The sequence below is a fragment of the Bradyrhizobium sp. Gha genome, from assembly GCF_900113735.1.
Taxonomy (GTDB): domain Bacteria; phylum Pseudomonadota; class Alphaproteobacteria; order Rhizobiales; family Xanthobacteraceae; genus Bradyrhizobium.
This window is the reverse complement of sequence record NZ_FOQM01000009.1, coordinates 158,667-179,617: the sequence shown is the minus strand read 5'-3', so window position 1 is coordinate 179,617 and position 20,951 is coordinate 158,667. Positions and strand designations below refer to the sequence as shown.

The 20,951-nt window shown below is 58.5% G+C and carries 21 protein-coding genes; 6 read left to right on the top strand and 15 right to left on the bottom strand.

Going from position 1 to position 20,951, the window contains the following annotated elements; translation table 11 throughout:
• Nucleotides 1-363, bottom strand: a 363-nt coding sequence (locus BM222_RS14850) for a sugar phosphate nucleotidyltransferase (RefSeq protein ID WP_177243226.1), incomplete at its 3' end; no start/stop codon positions are given.
• A 663-nt stretch (nucleotides 364-1,026) separates the two neighbouring features.
• On the opposite strand from BM222_RS14850, the gene BM222_RS14845 reads away from it, so the two are divergent.
• Nucleotides 1,027-1,314, top strand: coding sequence for a hypothetical protein (locus BM222_RS14845; protein WP_143105964.1), 288 nt, complete (start codon nucleotides 1,027-1,029; stop codon nucleotides 1,312-1,314).
• 507 nt (nucleotides 1,315-1,821) lie between these two features.
• On the opposite strand, the gene BM222_RS43030 is transcribed toward BM222_RS14845, so the two are convergent.
• Nucleotides 1,822-2,127 carry a helix-turn-helix domain-containing protein gene (locus BM222_RS43030; protein ID WP_092228959.1) on the bottom strand — a complete coding sequence of 102 codons (306 nt, stop codon included), beginning with the start codon at nucleotides 2,125-2,127 and terminating at the stop codon, nucleotides 1,822-1,824.
• A 45-nt stretch (nucleotides 2,128-2,172) separates the two neighbouring features.
• Entirely contained in the window at nucleotides 2,173-2,934 is a 762-nt protein-coding gene (locus BM222_RS14835; protein WP_092228958.1) for an outer membrane protein, read from the bottom strand.
• Between the two features lie 443 nt (nucleotides 2,935-3,377).
• Between BM222_RS14835 and BM222_RS14830 the strand changes: the two genes are divergently transcribed.
• The 3 genes from BM222_RS14830 to BM222_RS14820 all read left to right on the top strand — a co-directional run bounded on the left by BM222_RS14830 (nucleotide 3,378) and on the right by BM222_RS14820 (nucleotide 5,757).
• A complete protein-coding gene (locus BM222_RS14830) occupies nucleotides 3,378-3,719 on the top strand; it encodes a hypothetical protein (RefSeq protein WP_092228957.1) in 342 nt (113 codons plus the stop codon).
• A 9-nt stretch (nucleotides 3,720-3,728) separates the two neighbouring features.
• Nucleotides 3,729-3,860, top strand: a complete 132-nt coding sequence (locus BM222_RS42825; protein ID WP_283810238.1) for a hypothetical protein — start codon at nucleotides 3,729-3,731, stop codon at nucleotides 3,858-3,860.
• 610 nt (nucleotides 3,861-4,470) lie between these two features.
• Nucleotides 4,471-5,757, top strand: a complete 1,287-nt coding sequence (locus BM222_RS14820; protein ID WP_092228956.1) for an O-antigen ligase family protein — start codon at nucleotides 4,471-4,473, stop codon at nucleotides 5,755-5,757.
• A 340-nt stretch (nucleotides 5,758-6,097) separates the two neighbouring features.
• Here BM222_RS14820 and BM222_RS41065 read toward each other — a convergent pair whose 3' ends face one another.
• From BM222_RS41065 to gmd, 4 genes are all read right to left on the bottom strand, one after another.
• Nucleotides 6,098-6,376: a hypothetical protein gene (locus BM222_RS41065; protein ID WP_092228955.1), complete on the bottom strand. Its 279-nt coding sequence runs from the start codon at nucleotides 6,374-6,376 to the stop codon at nucleotides 6,098-6,100.
• Complete coding sequence (locus BM222_RS14810; RefSeq protein WP_092228954.1) at nucleotides 6,373-8,259, bottom strand: acyltransferase family protein; 1,887 nt, start codon at nucleotides 8,257-8,259, stop codon at nucleotides 6,373-6,375. Before BM222_RS14810 ends, BM222_RS41065 begins: the two co-directional genes overlap by 4 nt.
• A 297-nt stretch (nucleotides 8,260-8,556) precedes the next feature.
• Entirely contained in the window at nucleotides 8,557-9,498 is a 942-nt protein-coding gene (gene fcl / locus BM222_RS14805; RefSeq protein WP_092228953.1) for a GDP-L-fucose synthase, read from the bottom strand.
• Entirely contained in the window at nucleotides 9,479-10,549 is a 1,071-nt protein-coding gene (gene gmd, locus BM222_RS14800) for a GDP-mannose 4,6-dehydratase (protein WP_092228952.1), read from the bottom strand. The genes fcl and gmd overlap by 20 nt, the downstream gene beginning before the upstream one ends.
• A 228-nt stretch (nucleotides 10,550-10,777) precedes the next feature.
• Between gmd and BM222_RS14795 the strand changes: the two genes are divergently transcribed.
• A complete protein-coding gene (locus BM222_RS14795) occupies nucleotides 10,778-11,320 on the top strand; it encodes a D-glycero-alpha-D-manno-heptose-1,7-bisphosphate 7-phosphatase (RefSeq protein ID WP_092228951.1) in 543 nt (180 codons plus the stop codon).
• 109 nt (nucleotides 11,321-11,429) lie between these two features.
• On the top strand, nucleotides 11,430-12,533 hold the full coding sequence (locus tag BM222_RS14790; protein ID WP_177243225.1) for a glycosyltransferase family 4 protein: 1,104 nt from the start codon (nucleotides 11,430-11,432) through the stop codon (nucleotides 12,531-12,533).
• Between the two features lie 735 nt (nucleotides 12,534-13,268).
• Here the strand turns inward: BM222_RS14790 and BM222_RS14785 are convergent.
• The 8 genes from BM222_RS14785 to BM222_RS14750 all read right to left on the bottom strand — a co-directional run bounded on the left by BM222_RS14785 (nucleotide 13,269) and on the right by BM222_RS14750 (nucleotide 20,945).
• Complete coding sequence (locus tag BM222_RS14785) at nucleotides 13,269-14,453, bottom strand: glycosyltransferase family 4 protein (RefSeq protein ID WP_244547133.1); 1,185 nt, start codon at nucleotides 14,451-14,453, stop codon at nucleotides 13,269-13,271.
• Nucleotides 14,450-15,379: an NAD-dependent epimerase/dehydratase family protein gene (locus tag BM222_RS14780; protein WP_092228948.1), complete on the bottom strand. Its 930-nt coding sequence runs from the start codon at nucleotides 15,377-15,379 to the stop codon at nucleotides 14,450-14,452. Before BM222_RS14780 ends, BM222_RS14785 begins: the two co-directional genes overlap by 4 nt.
• A 50-nt stretch (nucleotides 15,380-15,429) precedes the next feature.
• On the bottom strand, nucleotides 15,430-16,527 hold the full coding sequence (locus BM222_RS14775) for a DegT/DnrJ/EryC1/StrS family aminotransferase (protein WP_092228947.1): 1,098 nt from the start codon (nucleotides 16,525-16,527) through the stop codon (nucleotides 15,430-15,432).
• Between the two features lie 12 nt (nucleotides 16,528-16,539).
• On the bottom strand, nucleotides 16,540-16,992 hold the full coding sequence (locus tag BM222_RS14770) for an acyltransferase (protein WP_092228984.1): 453 nt from the start codon (nucleotides 16,990-16,992) through the stop codon (nucleotides 16,540-16,542).
• A gap of 14 nt (nucleotides 16,993-17,006) precedes the next feature.
• The gene (locus BM222_RS14765) at nucleotides 17,007-18,068 is read right to left on the bottom strand and encodes a Gfo/Idh/MocA family protein (RefSeq protein ID WP_092228946.1); all 1,062 of its coding nucleotides are present in this window, start codon (nucleotides 18,066-18,068) and stop codon (nucleotides 17,007-17,009) included.
• Between the two features lie 396 nt (nucleotides 18,069-18,464).
• A complete protein-coding gene (locus BM222_RS14760; protein ID WP_092228945.1) occupies nucleotides 18,465-19,307 on the bottom strand; it encodes a class I SAM-dependent methyltransferase in 843 nt (280 codons plus the stop codon).
• Nucleotides 19,308-19,329: 22 nt separating this feature from the next.
• Entirely contained in the window at nucleotides 19,330-20,400 is a 1,071-nt protein-coding gene (locus tag BM222_RS14755) for a glycosyltransferase family protein (RefSeq protein ID WP_092228944.1), read from the bottom strand.
• Nucleotides 20,397-20,945: an acyltransferase gene (locus tag BM222_RS14750; RefSeq protein WP_092228983.1), complete on the bottom strand. Its 549-nt coding sequence runs from the start codon at nucleotides 20,943-20,945 to the stop codon at nucleotides 20,397-20,399. Before BM222_RS14750 ends, BM222_RS14755 begins: the two co-directional genes overlap by 4 nt.
• Between the last annotated feature and the right edge of the window lie 6 nt (nucleotides 20,946-20,951).

Genomic DNA, 20,951 nt, shown 5'->3' with positions numbered 1-20,951 from the left:
GTCCCGCACCACGTGGTCTGCGGCGAGCGCGAGCACGATCGCTTCACTCCTGCGTGCTTGCGCGAACGCCGCGCCCGCGCCGATCGCAGGACCGGAGTCGCGGCGCATCGGCTCGAGGATCACGTCGGCCTCGATGCCGATCTCGGCGAGCTGCTCCAACACCATGAAGCGGTAGGCGGCGTTGGTGATGACGACGGGGCGGTCGAACAGCGCGGCGTCAGAGACGCGCAAGAGCGTGTCCTGGAAGGTCGAGCGCGACCCGAACAGCGGCAGGAACTGCTTCGGGCGCACCTCGCGCGAAGCCGGCCACAACCGCGTGCCGGCGCCGCCGCACATGATCAGGGGGATAATTGTTTGAGACATGTGCGAGCGATTCATGAGAAAGACAATACACGATGATACCTTTGAAGCAACAAAGCGACCCCATTCGCGATCGTCGTTGAACGGGCGAAACCGGCGTCGCACTGGAGAACGGAAACGTCAGCCCCCCTCCAAGACGTCGCCGGCGGCAGGGCGTGATCCAAACCGACTCGACCCACTTGCGGCACCGAGTCCCGCTGCGCCCTCGCGCAGGAATTCGAGATTCGTGGCGACGAGGACGTCGGCCTTCGGACTCGCGGATCCTGCGCTCGACCTGGCGGGAGGAGCGCGGCGAGGCCGCCCGACGATTCCACGGCCTTCGCGCCACGCGTGCCAAATCCGGCGCGATCAGCTTCAATCCGGTCGAGATGGAGCACATCCATGCACCAGATGCGCGTTAATCTTTGTTTTTGCTTGTCATTTTGGCAACTTGGGAAAATTCCCAGCATCGAAAACGCTGCGCTTTCCAATTCGAGTGGTACAGCGCGAAGCGGCGGGGAACTCGTGATCGGCGAGACCGAGGTCCCGTGCCAGGTAGTTCCGTAAATCGAGGCCGGAGCGCAACACCAGCCCGGCCTCTTGCCAATTCTTCCCGGTTCCTATTGCGCTCGCTTTGCGGTTGCGCCAACGCTGAAGCAGCTTATTCGCCCTTGGGAGGGAGAAAACTTGACTGACAAGCACTGGTTTCGACTCACCATCCTTTTGACGATTCCATCACTTGCGATGAACATGGCCACGCTGGTTGTAGTCGGAGGCCTGCTTATTGATCTCAAAAAACGAGACGATCCGGATCCGCGACGCTTTGATACTCAGATCTCCGACCTCATGCTTTCCACAGCAAGGAAGATGCGGCAGGAACAAGCAGATTCAAACGCTGAGTTGAGGCATTCGATAAGCGAATATCTCGAGAAGCTTTCAAAGAGAACTGAGGCTGAGGCTCGGCCGATTCGTTAACCGCGGCGGGAATGAGCGAGCGCAGAGAGGCCCGCCGGCGTGAGAACTCGTGCTCGGCGGGACCGAAGCCCCGCGCCTTAACGCGATGCTCTCTCGCGCGCAGCATTCAGGTCCGCTTTTGTTCCAGCGACTGCTGCTTCATTGGCAGGCGCTCGACTTGGGGGCGGCTCATTGAGGTCCCGCGCCCACGGCGCGCTGGCACGCGCTGCTGATGGCGTCGGCTGACTTGCGCAGGCTGAGACGAGAAGACCTACAAGGGTCAGCAAACTTGCCCATGTCATCGCCCGGATGCACATGCCCCATCTAACCGATTGCCGGCAGAATCGATCCCCGAGAGTTTAGGCAAATTCGGAGGATAGGCCCGCCAGCGTGACCCGGCGGCCTCATTTCCACACCCCTAAACGCAGTAGCTCGCGCTCAGTGCGCCCCGCTAGGAATCGCTAGTGCGACTCTCGCCCGCCGTTCTGAAGAAGCGGGGGGCTGTGGCCGCGTTGCTTGAGCATACGACTAGAGCATTGCGTTAACAGTGCCAGCCCTGGGCCGCTCGCGTTTGGGAATTACCTTGAGTTGCAAGCCCATAGCCGTGAGTACGGCGAGAATAGTTGTAGAGTTCGGAAGTTGTGTGTGGGTTTGGAAGGCACGATAGATACTCTGCCGCTGTAAGCCCGTCTGCCTTGCGATTTCGGCGATGTTGAAGTCGCCAAGTGCTATCCCGATGGCTTTGCAAATTCTATTGGGTTCAGCCGAAGCAAGTGCAATGTTTAGCTCGTCAGCTAGCTTCGAAGGGACGATCGGCGATCTCCCAAAAAGCAAGGCCGGCTCTTTGAGCCGGCCCCTTGTTCTTTTGACTGAAGCGACTCAGTAGCGGGCGATCATCGGGCCGCCGAACTTGTAGTTCAAGCGAATGAGGCCCATGTCGACGTCCTGCCGGACGCGCTCGGTTTGTACGAAGGCACCGGCGAATGTGAAGTCGACGTTACGATTGGCGAGGAAGATATGATCGTACTCGACGCCGACGGACCAGTTCGGGGCGAAACCGAATTCGAGACCCGCACCGACAGTGCCGCCCCAGCGGGTATCTCGTGCCGAACCGAAGGTGGTGCCTGCGCCGATAAAGCCCGGAGCGACGATAAGATCATATTTGTTGCCGACGACCGCGCCACCGCCCTTTACGTAGAACAACACGTTGTTCCATGCATAACCAATTTGGCCGGTGATCAGGCCGAAAGCGTCGATCCGCGTCCGATTTTGCTGGAATGGAGCCGTCGGGCTGATGTTGTTTCCGCTGAAGTCCGCCCAGTTGCCTTGGCCTTCGAAGCCAAACACCCAATTGGCGGATTGCCAGCGATAGCCGATCTGACCACCGATTGTGCCGCCCGATGCGTCATGGCAGCCGTCGGTGACCAGGGTGCCGGTCACGGGCGTCACAAAGTCCCAGCAATTGCGGCTCGATCCCCAGCCGCCGTTGATGCCGATGTAGAAGCCGCTCCAATCATAAATGGCCGCGACCATTGGCGGAGGAGCCTTGGTGTACGGCCGGGCCGCGAGATCGGCCGCACTAGCGGGAGCCGCCAGACCTACCGCCACTGTTAGGGCCGTAGCAGCAAAAAGTTTCTTCATGCGAGTGTCTCCCCAGAAAACGAGTTCAAAGAATCGGTGTGTTCGCCCACCTGCCGATTAATCGTACGCTGCTCCCGTGTACGTTGCTGTAGCTGGCTTACAACACTCGCCGTCAAAGGCGGCCCGAAATTGTTTATACTTATGAAGTAGTTGGGAACTTTGCTTAGTGGCCTTTGGGAACTTAATGCTTGGTGGCGTGCATTCCGGATAGGCCTGCGAACCAAGCGCCGGGCCTGTCACAAGCCCGTGGCATGGACGCTGCACGATGACAACCAACTGGGATTTTCAGTGCTCAGTTTGAGAATGAAACGCTGCCGGGGCCGGTATTTCGAGCCCGGCAGCGTTCTAGTTTGAGACTAGCAGCCCCGCCAGCGTTTTGGGGAGACTCCGAGTCTCGCCCTGAGGTAGAAGGCCATAGCTGGAGCCTTGAGGAGGGCAAAATCATGTCGAATATCGAAAGCAAATCTATTTCGAACCGGATGATCCTGATCGCTCTCCTGATATTCAATGTGGTTGGAATTGGTCTCTCGGAGATCCAGCGCATGCAGCTCGGCAATCAGAGCAGGGATGCTGTGCTCGAGCTACAGGCAATCGAGCGCAAAAGAAGCGCAGAAGCGGCGGCGGACTGGGAACAAACCAACAAGCTTCTTGCTGAGATCAATAAGCGAGTGAACAACGTCGAAATCGCGCTCCAGCCTGGCCCGCTCGCCGGTGAAGTCAGGGATATCTATGAGCGGCTCAAGGCTGTCCAAACCAAGGTAGAGGCATCGACCGTCGCAAAATAACCTTGACGCATGTTCGTCGCGCGATTCGAGCCGGGCGCGATCGGGCCGGACCTGTTCGGCACCGCCTGCCGCATGGGGCTCAAGGGACTGGTTTCGAAACGCCGCAACCGACGCTACACCGGCGGCAGATCCAAGGACTGAATCAAGGTCAAGAATCTGAGCCATCCCGCATGGAGCGTGAATTGTGAATCGAATTCGAGTTGAGCTCAGCGTTACCGTGCTTGCAGAAGATGAGAAAGGTGCGCAGCGCATCGTTTCGCGCCTTTTGCAGTCTAGCCATCCAGGCGAAGAGGTGCATGACCCAATCGAGAAAATCACCTTTGGTGGGATCAGCCCCGGAGCGGGATCCCCGTGGCGCCCCGCAAATGAAGCTCCAAAAGACGGGAAGCCGTTTTTCCCGATTGATCGTGGCCACGGAGAAGCGGGCCGCGGAATTCGCGGTTTCAGTCAGGTGGCACGCAGAACAGCAGAGTTTTGTTGGCTGCGAGAGAATCTCTGGTTGAATTCAGCCATTGGATGGCCATCCCACCCGAATGATGGAAGTTTGGAAGAAGGCCCGCCGGCGCGAACCGGCGCCCCTAGCCAAAGACCCCCCGGCAAGCGTTTGGTAATCGTCGAGGTGTTCGCCGGAAAGCGAGCTGGGGCGGTTTGGACATGACGTAGTCGAGGCCCCGCTGGAACCATCGTGGTAGGTCAACATCCCGGATTTCAGCGCGACCGCGATGGTCCATTGTGCGCAGGGAGGCGCAAAGTGACGACGCTTGCGGAAGAAACGATCGTCGAGTTGCTATGGCGGCGTTTTCGCAGTCCGGCAGCCTGGGGCGAGACGGTCGACCTGTTCGCGATCCTAACGGCGGCTGCGCTGCCGTGGTCGACGTCGCTCACGGCTATATTCAATGCCGCGTTCCTGGTTTGCATGGTGCCGTTCCTCGACGTCCGTGCATTCCTGCAATCGCTGAAGCGTCCAATCTGCGCGGCACCGATCGCGCTGTTTCTGCTTGCGCTGGTGGGAACGCTATGGTCGGACGCCGCCTGGGGCGCGCGCCTCTATGCCGTCAGCCCGACCGTCAAGCTGCTCGTGGTACCCGTGCTACTCTATCATTTCGAGCGCTCGCCGCGCGGTCAGTGGATCTTCATCACTTTCCTTGTGTCCTGCGCACTGTTGTCGGTGATGTCGTGGCTTATCGCATTTTATCCAGGCCTGTCGCTGAGACCCTATGATCCGCTCGAACGGGGCATCTTCGTCAAGAACTACATTGATCAGAGCCAGGAATTCACGCTGTGTGCGGTTGCGCTCGCCTATCCCGTGATGATGCTGTTGCGTGAGAAGCGCTACGTGTTCGCCGGGCTGCTGACAGGACTCGCGCTAAGCTTTTTTGTCAACATGGCGTTTGTCGTGGTGTCGCGCACCGGGCTGGTCACGGTGCCGATCATGCTCGGTGTCTTTGCACTGCTGCATTTGAAATGGCGCAGCATCGCGATCATTTCCGCCGCGCTGATTGCCTGCGCCGCCGTCGTCTGGCAGGCTTCACCGCAATTGCGCAAGACCGCCGGCACGTTTTCGAGGGATTACCAGCTTTACACCCAGGAGCACGTCCCCACGTCCATCGGCGAGCGCCTTGAATATTGGCGGCATGCCGTTCAGTTTTTCGAGCAAGCTCCGTTGGTGGGGCATGGTACCGGCTCATCACAGGGACTGTTCAGGAGAGCCGCGCAGGAACCGTCATGGGTTCCGGGCGTCAGGGTCTTTCCGAATCCGCATAACCAGACGCTGCATGTCGCGATACAGTGGGGAACCATCGGCATCATCGTTCTCTACGCGATCTGGATCCTGCATCTCCTGCTGTTTCGCGGCGACGGGCTAGCTTATTGGATCGGGCTGCTGACCGTTGTTCAGAACATCTTCACCTCGCTGTTCAACTCCCATTTGTTCGACTTCCACGAGGGCTGGATGTACGTCATCGGCGTCGGCGTTGCCGGCGGCATAGTTATCCGGGCACAACGGGCCGAGACGAACGTGGGGAAAGCGGGTTCTTGATCGCGCGGCTGCAGGGCCGTCATTTCGACGAGATGAACAATCAGCGCGACTCTCAGGCTCGGGGAAATTACGAGTCGCAGTGCCGCTCGCTTGTCACGCGTTAGAAGCCATGGTGACGAACAAGCATCGCACGCAAACTTATTGCCTGCAGGTGCAACGGAACTAGAAGGCGCGGTTTACAGAAGTCGCCCGTACCGCCTTTAGCTCGAGGCAACCACCCGGCAGAAATCAACAATATTTGGAAAAGTAAATTCTGGAAATCGGGGCCTGCCTTCCGGACGCAGTCGAACACGGCGGCCTGTTGCAGAGATCGACTTCGCGACGATCGACCGTAACCAGATCAAATTCTCGCTCGCCAGCCGGCCACAGTTGCGCTGCCGACCATGCCGCGAGGGCCGGCGACGTAGATGCTCTTGCCTCTCGGATCAAAATCTGCGCTCGCCACGGCCGCCTCCCGTTTCGCCTCGGCGAAATCGAGCCACCATTGGGCGACGAGCTGGGCGAAGGCGCGCTCTGGCCTCCAGGCGAGCTTCTCGCACGCGTTGCTGGCATCGTCGATGAGAGATCGAGCATTGGGCCGCAGGGGCGTATTCGGCAGATGGCCGCGCAAGCTTCTCATTTCCCGCTCCATTCTGGCGTCTCAATCCGCTGTGCGAGCCCAAGATCGTCAACCATTTGCTTTGCCAAGAACTTTGCGCCCTTTGGTGTTAAGTGGACAATGTCCGATTGAATAATGTCGGCGACGTTAGGGGTCGTTCGGGTCAGACATCCACTCGTGCTGCAAAGGACTGCTAACGGCGAATAGTATTGCACGCCTAGCTTCTCAGCGGTTTGCCGTAGGCCGTCTTCGGCTGGCAGCTGTCGAAATCCCTCAGGAGTTCTTGTAGGGAGAGCAGTTCCTCGAGCGGCGTAGTAGTTGGCATATAGTCGGGGCAAGGGCTGCTCCCAGATAGGCACCGGCCCGACGAGGATTGTCCGAATTCCTTCTTGTTTTAGCGAACGAACGGTTGGGCCAATGACCGACTCTTGCCAGTATAGGTTCCAAATCGCATGCAGCAGAACAACATCCGGTCTCGCTTTTATGATGCGACCGACGATGTCCCTGTTGGCTTCGACGCAGGAGGGTGGCAACTCAAGAGCCCCCACAAGCACTGGAGGGCATGAATTCAACGTAAACTGAGCGATTCCTGGCCTAACGCGATCATCAAGCTGATAAATTCCTGCTGCTAGTGCCGCAGCCGTGCTGTCACCCCAAACAGCCACCAACGGCTTTCTGTTCTTTTCGATACAATTTGAAGAAAGCTGGCCATGCTCCGTGGCGGATACATGGCACTCGCCGTACCGGATGAAGTCACGCCCTGGAACAACTGCCGCGGCTTGGCGTATTTCTTCCGGTATTCGGTTCGGAAATCCGTTCATCTCGATTGTGGTGATCCCAAGGGCCACTATGATGCCCATTGCCCCGACAAGCGGCGGGACGACCAGCGATCTGCGGCGGATCGGTCTCTCGACAAAAAGAAAGGTAAGCAGCGCGGCCGACAGGCTGGCAAGCACGCAGATTAGGCGCTCCCCAATGCTTAACGGCCGCATTGCGAGGAGCTCGGAAAAGACAAGAATAGGCCAATGCCACAAGTACAACGGATACGAGATTAGTCCGATGAAAACTGGCAGGCGGGCTGAAAGCATTGTATTCGAGAATGACCCAGGCGCCGAAATAAACATTGCCGCCCCCAACACGGGTACAATTGCTGCAGCCCCTGGAAATGGTGTCTTTGCATTGAACAGGCCAGCGGCGGCTGCTATCGCCGCGATCCCCAAATTACCTGCCAATTCGCTGTAAAGGCGCGAACGCATGAGATGCAGGATTTCGTCGCGAAATAGCACGAGACACGCACCGGCGCCCAACTCCCAGGCGCGCGTCAATGGCAGGTAAAACGCGGCCGCAGAGTGCGTCCGTGTGAGATAGATGCTTGAGACAAGGGAGATTGCTGAGACGATGCAGATAGTATTCTTCGATGACAATCTAGTGGCGGCCACGGCGCTAAGCAGCAACGGCCAGATAAGATAGAATTGCTCCTCAACACCGAGCGACCAGAGATGAAGTAGCGGCTTGCTTCTTGCTGCAAGATCAAAATAGTCGACTTCCGACAGCAACATTAGGTTGGCAGAGAAAAGAGCGCTCGCGAACACGTTCCGGCCAAGCGAGAGAAGCTCATTCGGCATCATGTGCAGCCAGCCTAGGATCGATACCGTCGCGAGCACGAGCACAAGAGCCGGAAAAATGCGACGAACTCGCCGAGCGTAAAAACCATTCAAACTGAAGGTACCGCTCGACGTCTCATGCACCAGGATTCCTGTGATCAAGAATCCGGATATTACAAAGAAGACGTCTACACCGACGTAGCCGCCAGGGCAGAAGCGTTCGAAAGCATGGTTCGCGATCACAAGACCAACCGCAATTGCCCGGAGGCCATCAACGTCAGCTCGATACTGTATCCCCATCAGCTTGAACCCACTTGTCTAGCAGACAATTTTCATTTCGATTAAGCCATTTATCAGACGAGTCCTCCGGCACGTGGACAGCGAACGTGTGAAGCAGGTCCCACATTTGCAGCCTCGTCGACCAAAGTTGGTAGCGCCCCTCATATCTCATTTATCGAAGCTGACGATCGCAACATGGTTTCGTTCATGCCGGGCGCTCGGCGAATCTTTCATCAACACGATCAGTAAGCGAGGCGATGTCGGTCACGTCGGAATGTAGTCACGTCCGCAACGTCTGGTGGCACATTGTTATGCGGACTAGTGCTTTGCTAGATAAGCTTCGTAAGCGCGCTTCAGGCCGTCGTGAAGCGAAGTCGTGGCGCGCCAGCCGAGCTTATCGAGGCGGCTGATATCGAGCAGCTTGCGCGGTGTGCCGTCAGGGCGCGAAGTATCGAAGGAGATATCGCCGCGATAGCCGACGACCCCGGCGACGACGCGGGCGAACTCGGCGATGGCGATGTCCTCTCCGGTGCCGACGTTGATCAACTCTGCGCCGGAATAGGTCTTCATCAGGTGCACGCAGGCATCCGCCATGTCGTCGACATAGAGGAACTCCCGCCGCGGCGTGCCGGTGCCCCAGACCGCGACGCTTTTCGCGCCCGACAGCTTCGCTTCGTGAAAGCGGCGGATCAGGGCGGCGACGACGTGGCTCAATTCAGGATGATAATTGTCCCCGGGACCGTAGAGATTGGTCGGCATCACGCTGATGAAGTCGCTGCCATACTGGCTGCGATAGGCCTCCGCCATCTTGATGCCGGCGATTTTCGCAATCGCATAAGGCTCGTTGGTCGGCTCCAGCGGGCCCGTCAGCACGCTGTCCTCGCGCAACGGCTGCGGCGCAAGCTTTGGATAGATGCAGGACGAGCCGAGGAACATCAGCTTCTCGGCGCCGTTTTGATGCGCGGCCTGAATCACGTTCGCGGCGATCGCGATGTTGTCGTAGATGAACTCGGCGCGCAGCGTGTTGTTGGCGACGATGCCGCCGACTTTGGCCGCGGCGAGGAAGATCACCTGCGGCCGCGCCTTCGCGAACCAGTCGAACACGGCGGCCTGGTTGCAGAGATCGACCTCGCGCCGGTCGACGGTCACGAGGTTCACATTCTCCCGCTCCAGCCGGCGCACGATCGCGCTGCCGACCATGCCGCGATGGCCGGCGACGTAGACGCTCTTGCCGGTCAGCTCAAACGCTACGCTTGCCATTTGCGACATCCCGCTTGGCATCAGCCAGATCGCTCGCCATCATCTCTTCGACCAATTGCGTGAAGGTCCGCTTCGGCTTCCAGCCAAGCACCTGCCGCGCCTTGCTGGAATCGCCAATGAGGAGATCGACCTCGGTGGGGCGGAAATAGGTCGGATCGATCTTCACCACGACCTTGCCGCTGATGGCATCGACCCCGGTCTCGTCGACGCCTGCGCCGCGCCATTCGACGCGGCGGCCGACTTGCGCAAAGGACAGCTCCACCATTTCGCGCACTGAGCGCATCTCACCGGTGGCGAGCACGAAATCGTCAGGTTTGTCGGCCTGGAGGATCATATGCATGCCCTCGACGTAGTCCTTGGCATGGCCCCAGTCGCGCTTGGCCTCGAGATTGCCGAGGTAGAGGGTCTCCTCCAAGCCGACCTCGATGCGCGCGACGGCGCGGGTAATCTTGCGAGTGACGAAGGTCTCGCCGCGGATCGGGCTCTCATGGTTGAACAGGATGCCGTTCGAGGCAAACATGCCATAGGCCTCGCGGTAATTGACCGTGATCCAGTAGCCGTAGAGTTTGGCCACGCCGTAAGGCGAGCGCGGGTAGAACGGCGTGGTCTCCTTCTGCGGGATCTCCTGCACGAGACCGTAGAGCTCGGAGGTCGAGGCCTGGTAGAACCGCGTCTCCTTCTCCATACCGAGGATGCGGATCGCTTCCAAGAGGCGCAGCACGCCAATGGCGTCCGCATTGGCGGTATATTCCGGGCTCTCGAAGCTGACGGCGACGTGGCTTTGCGCGGCGAGATTGTAGATTTCAGTCGGCCGGATCTGCTGCACGAGACGGATCAGATTGGTCGAATCCGTCATGTCGCCGTAATGCATCAGGAACGGCACGTTACCGACATGCGGGTCCTGGTAGAGATGGTCGACGCGCCCGGTGTTGAAAGACGACGAGCGTCGCTTGATGCCATGGACGATATAGCCGAGCGACAGCAGATATTCGGCGAGATAGGCGCCGTCCTGGCCGGTCACACCGGTGATGAGAGCGATGCGTTTGGTCATGGCTAGCCTAAATCCCACAGCATTTCGAATTGGATGGGCGCAAATTCAGCGCTCAGCCAGGCGCATTCCTTCGCGTCTTCTTGGACATATCGCCATTCGCGGGTCAACCCCAGGCGTGCCCTCATGGCGATAGATTGGACCTGGAACACAATCGTGATACTGAGCACACTTCAGCGAAGGGGTTGCACTGGCGGTTTACCCCCGAGGGAGCGTGATTGTCGAGCCGGAATGTCCCGAGACCCAGAGAGAACAGTGATCGACCCGGTGCTGCGCCCTGCCGTTTTCTTCGATCGGGACGGGGTTCTGAACGTCGATAGCGAATATCTGTTCGAGATTGGCAAGTTCGTCTGGATGGACGGCGCGGTCGAGGCCGTGAAGGCGGTCAATGATGCCGGCTATTTCGCCTTCGTGGTCACCAACCAGTCGGGCGTGGCGAGGGGGCTGTACCAGGAGACCGATATCCATGCCCTGCACGATTGGATGGCGACCCAGCTGGCGGCGCATGGTGCGCGGATCGATGCGTTCGAATATTGCCCGTTTCATCCGGATGGACGGGTCGAACGTTACCGGTGTGCAAGCGAGCGGCGCAAGCCTCAGCCCGGCATGATCATGGACCTCCTCGACAAGTTTCCCGTCGACGCAAGCCGGAGCTTCCTGGTGGGCGACAAGCCGTCCGATATCGAAGCGGCGCGTGCGGCCGGGTTGCCGGGCCACCTCTTTCCGGGCGGCAATCTGCGGGATTTCATCCTGCCGCTCCTGGCAAATGGATAACATAGTGGCCAAGACTCCGAGCTTCATTCTAGCCACGGAATTCTATCCGCCGGACCCGAGCACCACGGCGACCTATCTCGGTGCGATTGCGAACGCGATCGCCCTTGACATGTCGACCATCGTCCTGTCGGGAACGCCCGGCTCGGCCAAGTTGCCGGCGGCTGAAGACACCCCTGCTGTCATCGAGATTGCTAACTGGAAGCCCCCCAAGCACGCGCTCGGCCGGCGTGTCGTCGCCAGCACGATGCTGGCACTACGGATGTTCTGGGCAGTCTATCGGCGGGCGCGCCGGGATGACGTTGTGATGTCGGTGACGAGCCCGTTCACCCTGCCCTATGCTATCACCCTGGCGGCAAGGCTGCGCGGCGCCAGAACGGCGCTCCTCATCTACGATCTCTATCCGGAAGCGCTCGAGGTGGCCGGGATCGCCAAGCCGAGTTCGCTCGTCGCGCGCGCCCTGCGCCTTGCCAATGCCTGGCTGTTCAGGTCGCTCAACGCAATCTTCGTCATCGGTCGCGATGTGCCCCCCCTCCTGTTGCGCTATCCCGGGGTCACCGCCGAGAAGATTCATTTCGTCCCCAACTGGACGCTGCTTCCGATCGGCTTCCGCGAGCCGGATCCCGGCAATCCCTTGCGGAAGGCCGGCCCGGCGCAATTCGCCGTTGGCCTGTGCGGCAATCTTGGCTTCACCCACGCGCCTCGCACTGTGTTCGAGGCCGCCCGGCTGCTGCGACATGACGCCAGCATTCACTTCGTGCTATCCGGGTGGGGGATCGGCTGGGGCGAGCTGAAAACCCTTCAAGCCTCGGAAAACCTCAAGAACGTCACCCTGCTGGACCCCGTGCCGGAGGACCAGCTCGCCGAATTCCTCGCATCAGCCGATGCCTGGATCATTCCCTACCGGCGCAATGTTGCCGGGGTCTCTATTCCGAGCCGCCTCTACAATTTCCTTGCCGTCGGGCGCGCCGTGATCGTCGGGACGGAAGTCAATTCCGAGGCCGGGCTTGCGGTTACCGAGGAGGACATCGGTTGGGTCGTATCCCCTGAGGATCCAACTGCCCTTGCGCAAGCGATATTGCATGCGGCGGCCGATCGAAGCGTAACTGTTGACCGGGGCCGCTTGGCGGCTGTTTCTGCAATGAAATATAGTGGGCGCGCCTCACTGCTTCGCTATCGGCAAATCATACGACTGTTGCGGGATGACTTTAGTTGACTAACCAGCAAAAATAGCATGAGGGCAGAAGCTCTTTTGTGGAGAAGACTTCTTGGCTAGTAGGGTTCTGTCGCATGCGGCTTCGACGCGACATTGATATTTTGTCCTTGGGGTCGCCGCCGCGCGACCCCGGGTGATGGCGTTTCCCAGCCGCCACCTTTTTTGAAGCTGAGTTTGTCGGCATGTAAGAAGTCGACGCCGAGGGGTAGCCGACGCTCAAGGCGCGACCTGCAAAATCGTCAACGAGGGCACGAATGGTGAAACCACCTCCCTGATCCGCCAAGACAGCCAGATTGTGCGGTCTTCCCAAACCGCCTCGGCTTGTGACCGCCTGGCCAGGCTCAGGGCTGCCAGTCTTCTCGACCAGCTGCATCCAGCCGATGGAAATCGTAGGCTACCGCGGCGAAATCACTTCGACATCTCGCGGCCCGACGGCACGCTGCGCAAACTGCTCGACGTCAGCCGACCCGCAAACCCGGGCTGACGCGCGACGACCTCGCGAGAACTTGGAATTCGGCGCGCCTACTCGGCGTATCTGACGGAGCACGCTAACACGTTCTCAGAGGTCCTTCCCAGCCAACGCCCCATCCCGAGAGGATGAAGTGGATGTCCTCGTCTTCCCGCAGCAGCCTGACCGCGTCGAAGACCGTGGCAGAGTCGTGGGTGAAACCGAGAACGCCCGGAAGACCAACGATGCATCGTGACACATCGGGTGCGGAAACTCCCTGACCGATGCTACCTGACACGTCGCGAGATTGAAGAACCGGCTGCCGCAGCACTCTTTATGGCATCCGCAAACTCTTCGGCGAACTTGGCAACGCGCCGTTCGACCGAGGATCCCAGCTGCCTTACCTGGAAGGCCTCGTCTCTCGATATAGCTTCGGCAAGGCATCGGGCAAGAGCCGCGGCATCGTCGACGCTGAAGTACACAGCCGCACCACCAGCCTGTTCGCGATGTACGTCCAGGTCCGATAAGATCATGGGTACATCAAACGACTTCGCTTCTTCCACGGTCGTACTCCAGCCTTCAAACCGTGAGGGGTTGATCAGTGCCTGGCATGCCCTGAGTAGCGCGTAGACGTGCGCGAGAGGAATCATCCCCAAGTAGCGAAAGTTTTCCTTGAGCCCGCGCTCCTCAACCTCTCGCATGATGCCGTTGAAGGTTCTGGGCGGCTCGTCGGGCCCACCTGATACCGCAACTACAATTTTTATACCCCGCTCAGCCAAAATCGCCAGTGCATCGAGCACCAATTGGTGGTTCTTATGTCGCCAGAACTGATTCGGTAGATAAAAGTATCGCTCCGGCAAGTCATAAAGGCTGATAATCTCGCGAGGGTCCGCTGCAACAAGGTCGTTAGTCGGGTAACTGGCGAACCTGACGACCGAGAACTGATTTGTCGCGCCCGGATAGAAGCGCCTGCAGTCCTTCAATGCACTATCGCTGCTCAGAACGATCGTTCGTCGTGCGGCAAGCTGCGCACGAAATCCAAGCTCACGACGCCAACGCGCGGTCACGGAAAACAGCTGAGGCAGGCTTTTGTGCTGCAGATCCGGAAACCAGGCGACGGTCGGCAATGGAAGGCGCCAACCGAAAAACCGAGCATGCTCGAAGACGACGTCAACTCTCTGCGCATCAAAGGCAGCAGCGGCCGCATGGTCTATTCCGGCAATGAGCGCACTGGTCAACCCAGAATGATCGCGTTCGAACGCCTTATGCTTTACGACTTCGACGCTTGGAATCTGCAAAAAACTCGCCAAGTCCTTGTCATCGTCCGACAGGCCCGCAAATGTTACCGGCTCGAGTTGGCCGGGCTGATATCTGTGAAGAGCCTCAAACAGATTTTTGAGATAGTTGAACCCCCCTGCATGCAACCTGCGGGGAATGAAAGTGAAGCCGACACGGAGGGGCGGCCGAGTCAAGGAAATTGCCCCTTGAACCAAGTGACGTACTCGGCAATGCCCGTTCGAACGGCAATTTCCCATTCAAAGGATAATGTGTTCAGCCGACTGGGATCTGCGACCAGGCATAGAGGATCGCCCGGCCGTGCTATACCTGAAAATTCCACCGGAACATTTACCCCCCAAGCATGCGTGACGTATTGAGCTACATCGGCAACGGACGTTCCAATGCCCGAGCCTCCATTGATGATTTCGACTGCTTGATCCGGCGGATTGCACCCAACGCGCGCTAACAACTTCGCCACATCACGGACCTCTGTCCAATCGCGCTGTTCTCTCCCCGTACCCCCGAGTGTCAACGTGGCAGCCCCGTCCCGCAAACGCATGCAAATATCCCAAAGCAATTGCTTGCGCAAATTGGCGCCGTAGACCGAAAAGAGCCGCACGACTGTGCTTTGCAAGCCGAATGTGCTGGCATAGCTACGACTGAGCTGCTCGACTATGAGTTTATGCTGACCATAGGGAGATACGGGCGCGGTCGTTGCGCTTTCAGAAATGCGCTCCACAAGTGCGGAGCCATAGACGGCCGCACTAGACACGACCACAACGTGACACTCCGGCGCAGTTGTACGCAGCCACTCCAGCAGATGAGCCGCGGTTAGTACCGTGCGCGAAAAATCTTCGTAGGGCTGCGCGATGGACACTCCAACGGAGGATCCGCCGGCCAAATGGAAGACGACCTTTGGTAACCCCGCTTGCGCTGCCAACGCATTGAGATTGGCAGGCTCGATCTCACCGTTCAACCAATTGCGCATTCCGAGATAGTGCTTGTCGGGCTCTGCAATCGCCCCATGGCCAAGGCCATGTACAGCGAGTCCTCGGTCGGCCAGCTCGCGCGTCAGATATCTTCCAATAAAGCCGTTGGCACCGGTGATCCAGATAGTCATAACAATATCTCACCCCCGTCTTTGTCCTGCCTTGACAAAGGCATGCCCAACTAGAAGGAGCGAATGCAATCGACAACTATTTCCTGCTGTTCACTAGTGATCTCGGCATACATTGGGAGCGAGAGAATACTGTTTTGATCACGGTATGCATTCGGAAACTGATGCGCGCTATGATCGAACCGCTTATAGGCCTGAAGAAATGGCAATGCGGTCGGATAATTGATCGCAGTCTGTACCCCCCTGGAACTGAGATGAGCGGCTAGCGCATCGCGGCGCGGATGACGGATCGTGTAGAGGTGATAGACGTGGCTGCGGCCGAGTGCGACCTGCGGCACCTCCACTCCTTCTATCTGATTGAGGCTGGCATCGTAGATCGCAGCCGCATGTTGCCGCGCTTTCGTCCAGGCAGCGAGATGTGGCAGCTTCGCGGAAAGAATTGCTGCCTGCATCCCATCGAGCCGACTGTTAATGCCCTCGATGTTGTGCTGATGTTTGATGAGGCCGCCATGGCGCGCCACCATAGTCATGTATTCTGCAAGTTCAGCGTCGTTGGTGACGACAGCGCCAGCATCGCCCATAGCGCCGAGATTCTTGCCAGGGTAGAACGAATAGGTCGCGGCCGCGCCGAACGTTCCGACCATCCGGTCCTTGTAGCAGGCCAGATGTGCCTGGGCGCAGTCCTCGACAACCCAGAGCCCATGCTTGTGCGCGATCGCCATGATCGCGTCCATGTCCGCCGGCTGACCGTAGAGATGCACCGGAATGATTCCGACCGTCCGCGGCGTGATCGCGGCTTCGATTGCCGCCGGGTCAATCGTGAAGGTCACGCCGTCGGTATCGCAGAACACGACTTGCGCGCCAGCATGAGTAATCATCGCCGACGTCGATATCCAGGAATGCGCGGTCGTGATGACCTCATCACCCGGCTTGACCTTGAGCCCTGCCATCGCGAGGTGGAGTGCGTCAGTGCCGTTCGCGCAGGATACGCAGTGCTTGACGTTCGCCGCAGCCGCAAACTGCCGCTCGAAGGAATCGACATAGTGCCCCCGGATGAAGGCGCTATCGCGGATGACTGCAGCAATTGCGCCATCGATCTCATCCTTGATCGACTGATACTGGAGCCCGAGATCCGCGTAAGGTACCGGCATGGATGCTATTCCCTAGGTTTTGGCCTTGAGGCGGCGGGCGGGATTTCCGGCGTAGCTGCCGGGCTCGATGATGTCTTTCGTGACCACGGAGCCCGCTCCGATCACGACGTCGTCGGCGATGGAAACCGGCATGATGGTGGCGTTCGAGCCGATCGAAACGCGATTGCCAATCTTCGTCGCGCGCCACAATTCACGGCGCCCGCGTGCCGGCCCACCGATGGAAAAGGTATCGTTGATGAACATCACACCGTGTCCGACGAAACAATCGTGGCCGATCGATACCAGTTCGCAGATGAAGGCATGCGACTGCACACGGGTTCGCGGGCCGACGGTTACTCCGGTCTGTATCTCGGTGAACGGGCCGACGAAGCAGTCGTCCGCGATCTCACAGCCGTAAAGATTGCAGGGCTCAACCACCTTGACACGCTCACCGAACTTGACGTCGCGCACCGCAACCTGGTGCATCTGCGGCTTGCCGCTCACGAGATCACACCGAGCTTGCTCCGTCGCGGCTCGAAACGAAGCGCGACTTCCTGCCCAGTCTCTATCGACTCGTAGAGGGCGGAGATCAATTCGAGACTCTTACGGCCCTGCAGGCCGTCGACCAATGCAGCGCTCTGATGCAACAGGCAGTCGACGACGTGCTGATAATAGGCCTGGTGGCCGAAGCCGTAGACATTCGGCGGATTGACCGAGAACTTCTCGACGACGACCTTGTCGCTCGGCAACTCGTCCACGAAATTCCAGTGCCTGATCTGGTTGACCGCGAACCCCGCGATCTCGACCGTGCCCTTCTCGCCAAGGATCGAAAGAGAGCCTTCGAGATCCTTTGGCCGAACGGCCGTTGTCGCCTCGATGATACCGAGGGCGCCGTTGCGGAATTTTAGTGTCGCGACCGCAGTGTCTTCAGTCTCGACCTTCACCAAGGCGGTAGCTGCGCGGGCATGAACGCTTACCACGTCTCCGAAAAACCATTCCAGCATATCGATATGGTGGCTGGCCTGGTTGGTTAGCACGCCGCCGTCATAGGCCCAGGTGCCCCGCCAGGCATCCTGATCGTAATAGCTCTGGTCTCGACACCAGCGCACCCGCACAGTGCCGAGGACGAGCCGGCCAAACCTGCCGGCGTCCAGCGCCTCGCGCGCCTTGACTACCGGAACGTTGAAGCGGTTCTGCTTGACGACAAACAGCTTCACGCCGGCTTCGTCGCAGGCGCGGATCATGTCATCGGCGTCCTGCAATCGAAGTGCCATCGGCTTTTCGACGACGACGTGCTTGCCGGCGCGCGAACAGGCAATGGCGTGCTCGGGATGCATGCCGCTCGGCGTCAGGACCGCGACGGCATCCATGTCGCTGCGCGCGAGAAACTCGTTCAAATCGTCGTACGCCGGGACTGCAAACTTCGTGGCGACAGCATCGGCGCGAGCCTTAACTACATCGCAGACCGCAACGAGGCGTGCTCCCTCAATTTGACCACTTCCCAACAGCTCCGAGTGACGCTTGGCGATACGCCCGCATCCGAGCAGGCCAAACCTGATCATTCAGCGATCCCTTCCGTTGCGCCCGCTGGTCGAACGTAGGGTCGTCTATATTCGAGATACCCCTTTTAAATCAAGTCCTAGGCCTAAAAAGCTGATCCATCTCGTTCCGCTCGAACTTGGCTTTCCAGACAGCTATCTCGGAATCGCTAATCCGACAGCGGACCGCGCATCATTTCTGAGCGCCGAAGATCCTCAGTTCCCAAATTGCAGCGCCTCATTCTTTGGCTCTAACGCGAAATCCAAGCCCGCCGCACCTGGGATCGGTGGCTTCATGGACTCTTTTGTCGACCTCAACAGCTCGTTTTAGCGCGGTGGGTCAACAGCGCCACGCTGCAGCACTCACAGACCGTCGACCGCGCGCAGTGTCCCTCTAGGCGAACAAGCAAAGTCGAGCGCCTACTTATAGGCGACAAAAGTGTACAGTCGCCCTGGTCGATTGTCGAAACGGGTAGCAACCGATAAAGCTAGTTTAATTAGCATTCGTGGAGTCACAGCCCGCAAGATTGATGCAATAGGAAGTCTGCGCGAGCATCTTGTGATGACCTCTTCGCGAATGCGATCGATCGTGTAAGGGTAGAGATTAATGGGGTTCTTAAGCGGCAAAAGCACCTCAGTAAAGCGGAACCCCGCTTGCCTTAGCGCGGCCAGATATCGATCCAACCGAAACGCATGTTCTCCCCCATATAGATGGTGGAGCGGATGTAGCGCAAGAAACCTAGGCAGGTCCGCATCCTTAGTGATCACGTGTTCTCTTGCAGCTATGAGCAAACCATCTGGCTTGAGCACTCGATACATCTCGCTGCATGCGTTCTCAAGGTCACGAGTGTGGTGAAGTACAGCGCGTGCGAAAACAACATCAAAAGTTGCTTCGTCGAAGGGTAGTTGCTCCGAGAATTGTTCCACGACGTCGATGCCGAGCCCGCTTTCCGCCACGAGATCGCGGATTGCGCCAGCCCCGACAATTGCGCTCGGGTCAGGCTCGAGCGCAGTAACTTCGAATCCACTGCGAGCCAAGGCATAGCTCGCTATTCCCCGGCCCGCGCCAACATCCAGCGCCCTGCCCGACCTGTTGGACAAGAGACGTAATATCTCTTCCCATTCGGAAGAATGGAAGTACCTCTCGGCTGCTGCGATGAGCGGATCGTCATAGAAGGCGTCCAGGACGAGCTGCCGTTGCTCCGGTTGTTTGCGGAGCCAGCACACGGCGTCTTCCCAGGTGCCTTTCAATGCAGCATTCATGAGTGCGAGACCATAGCCAATTTCACCCCACTAGCTCCTTGAAACGATTCCATTGTCTTGCCTTGCTGTACAGACTCTTCACCATGCGGTGTCCAGCCTCCCCGATCGACGATGCCCAGGATGGATCGGCCAGCAGTCGATGAACCAGCGATGCGATCTCACTGGGCGCGGAATAGGTCAGCATCGTTTCTCCATCAACGAACCCTTCGGGGTAATTGCCGGCGTCCGTCAGCAAGACCGAACCGCAACCAGTTGCTTCAAAGCAACGCATATTTCCCCGGTCGGCTCCAGCCATATCGACCGCCCCGTTCAGGACGATTTTCGCGCTCGCGAATGCCGAGTACATTTCTCGCCCGTAGAGAGGCTTCAGAGCCCGCTCTGCGACTTGACGCGGGTACGCGAAGTTGCTCAGCAAAGGTATGAACGGAAACGCATTCGCAACCCGCGTCAGCCGCCCCTGCTCGAGATGGAAACTCGACTGTACGCCCTGAAGGCCAGCCGCCACACCCAATATCGCCGATCTCGCGATGTGATGGCGCGAAAAACCTCCAGCGAATATCAAGTCTAGTGGTTTGGTGGTCCTACCCGCATATTCGCTCATTGAAGGATCATATGCTGGCGCGAAATACGCTACTCGACATCCCTTTCTCTCCCAATCCTGCAGTATCGAGGGAAAATTGCAGACGACAAGGTCGTATTCACTCAAATCTACATTGCCCGAAGGTGCTGCACGCCAGCATATGGTGTGCCTGACACAGCCCGGCAGCCTTTTTACGAAATCGGAGGCATATAGCATTGGATCGAGATTGTAGAAGACCTCGGTATTGTGGTGCTCGATCTGGGCAAGAAGTATTTTCGTCAAATTGCTCGTTTGGAGACCCTGCTCTACCGCCCAGGCTGTCTGTAATCGCTGATCATCACCGTTTGTATAGAACGCTCGTGCGTCGCCATCCAGTACGGGAGACAGAATATGCAAGGCAGCGAATCGAGTACCCAGGAAATCCAGAATCTGCTGGCGGAATGTGTTGCGGCGGGGCCTGGTGCGGTAGCTTCGGAATCCGCGCGAGAGCCCGTTGTTCTGGAAAATCCTCATTGCGCTAGTTCGTCACCGTTACTCAGCATCCGAATTAGCCGAGCCGGATTTCCCGCAACGAGGGCACGAGGTGGAACATCTCGCGTCACAACGGAACACGCAGCAACAACAGCACCTTCGCCGATAGTCACCCCCTTCAATATTGTGACATTAAATCCTACCCAAGCCCTATCGGCAATTACCACTGGCGCGCTGGGCACGTGAGTCCAGTCCTTCCGATTGCGCGACCATTCGCGCACGTCGTCCCGACGCAGATTCCAATCAAGGCTGTGCGAATCGTGGTCAACGATCGTTGCGCCCCAAGATACGAGGACGTCATTTCCGATGGAAATCTGCTGAAAGCAAATGACAGTCGATAGGCCAACATATGTCCGATCACCAATTGAAACGTCGCCCCCCCGGCTTTCAAAAATGATATTCGCGTGGACAATAGAGCCTTCCCCAACTCTCAATCGATTGCCATGAACACGACGAAGCCGGCGCCAAACCAACGAGGTTCCGCTTCCGACGGAAACCGCCCCTGACCTCCATGCCTTCCATCCCATTAAGAC

Coding starts and splice junctions, on each gene's coding strand:
- BM222_RS14835 (WP_092228958.1), bottom strand. CDS start 2,934: ATGAAGAAACTTTTTGCTGCTACGGCCCTAACAGTGGCGGTAGGTCTG.
- BM222_RS14830 (WP_092228957.1), top strand. CDS start 3,378: ATGTCGAATATCGAAAGCAAATCTATTTCGAACCGGATGATCCTGATC.
- BM222_RS42825 (WP_283810238.1), top strand. CDS start 3,729: ATGTTCGTCGCGCGATTCGAGCCGGGCGCGATCGGGCCGGACCTGTTC.
- BM222_RS41065 (WP_092228955.1), bottom strand. CDS start 6,376: ATGAGAAGCTTGCGCGGCCATCTGCCGAATACGCCCCTGCGGCCCAAT.
- BM222_RS14810 (WP_092228954.1), bottom strand. CDS start 8,259: ATGGGGATACAGTATCGAGCTGACGTTGATGGCCTCCGGGCAATTGCG.
- fcl (WP_092228953.1), bottom strand. CDS start 9,498: ATGGCAAGCGTAGCGTTTGAGCTGACCGGCAAGAGCGTCTACGTCGCC.
- gmd (WP_092228952.1), bottom strand. CDS start 10,549: ATGACCAAACGCATCGCTCTCATCACCGGTGTGACCGGCCAGGACGGC.
- BM222_RS14795 (WP_092228951.1), top strand. CDS start 10,778: ATGTCCCGAGACCCAGAGAGAACAGTGATCGACCCGGTGCTGCGCCCT.
- BM222_RS14790 (WP_177243225.1), top strand. CDS start 11,430: ATGTCGACCATCGTCCTGTCGGGAACGCCCGGCTCGGCCAAGTTGCCG.
- BM222_RS14780 (WP_092228948.1), bottom strand. CDS start 15,379: ATGACTATCTGGATCACCGGTGCCAACGGCTTTATTGGAAGATATCTG.
- BM222_RS14775 (WP_092228947.1), bottom strand. CDS start 16,527: ATGCCGGTACCTTACGCGGATCTCGGGCTCCAGTATCAGTCGATCAAG.
- BM222_RS14770 (WP_092228984.1), bottom strand. CDS start 16,992: ATGCACCAGGTTGCGGTGCGCGACGTCAAGTTCGGTGAGCGTGTCAAG.
- BM222_RS14765 (WP_092228946.1), bottom strand. CDS start 18,068: ATGATCAGGTTTGGCCTGCTCGGATGCGGGCGTATCGCCAAGCGTCAC.
- BM222_RS14760 (WP_092228945.1), bottom strand. CDS start 19,307: ATGAATGCTGCATTGAAAGGCACCTGGGAAGACGCCGTGTGCTGGCTC.
- BM222_RS14755 (WP_092228944.1), bottom strand. CDS start 20,400: ATGAGGATTTTCCAGAACAACGGGCTCTCGCGCGGATTCCGAAGCTAC.
- BM222_RS14750 (WP_092228983.1), bottom strand. CDS start 20,945: ATGGGATGGAAGGCATGGAGGTCAGGGGCGGTTTCCGTCGGAAGCGGA.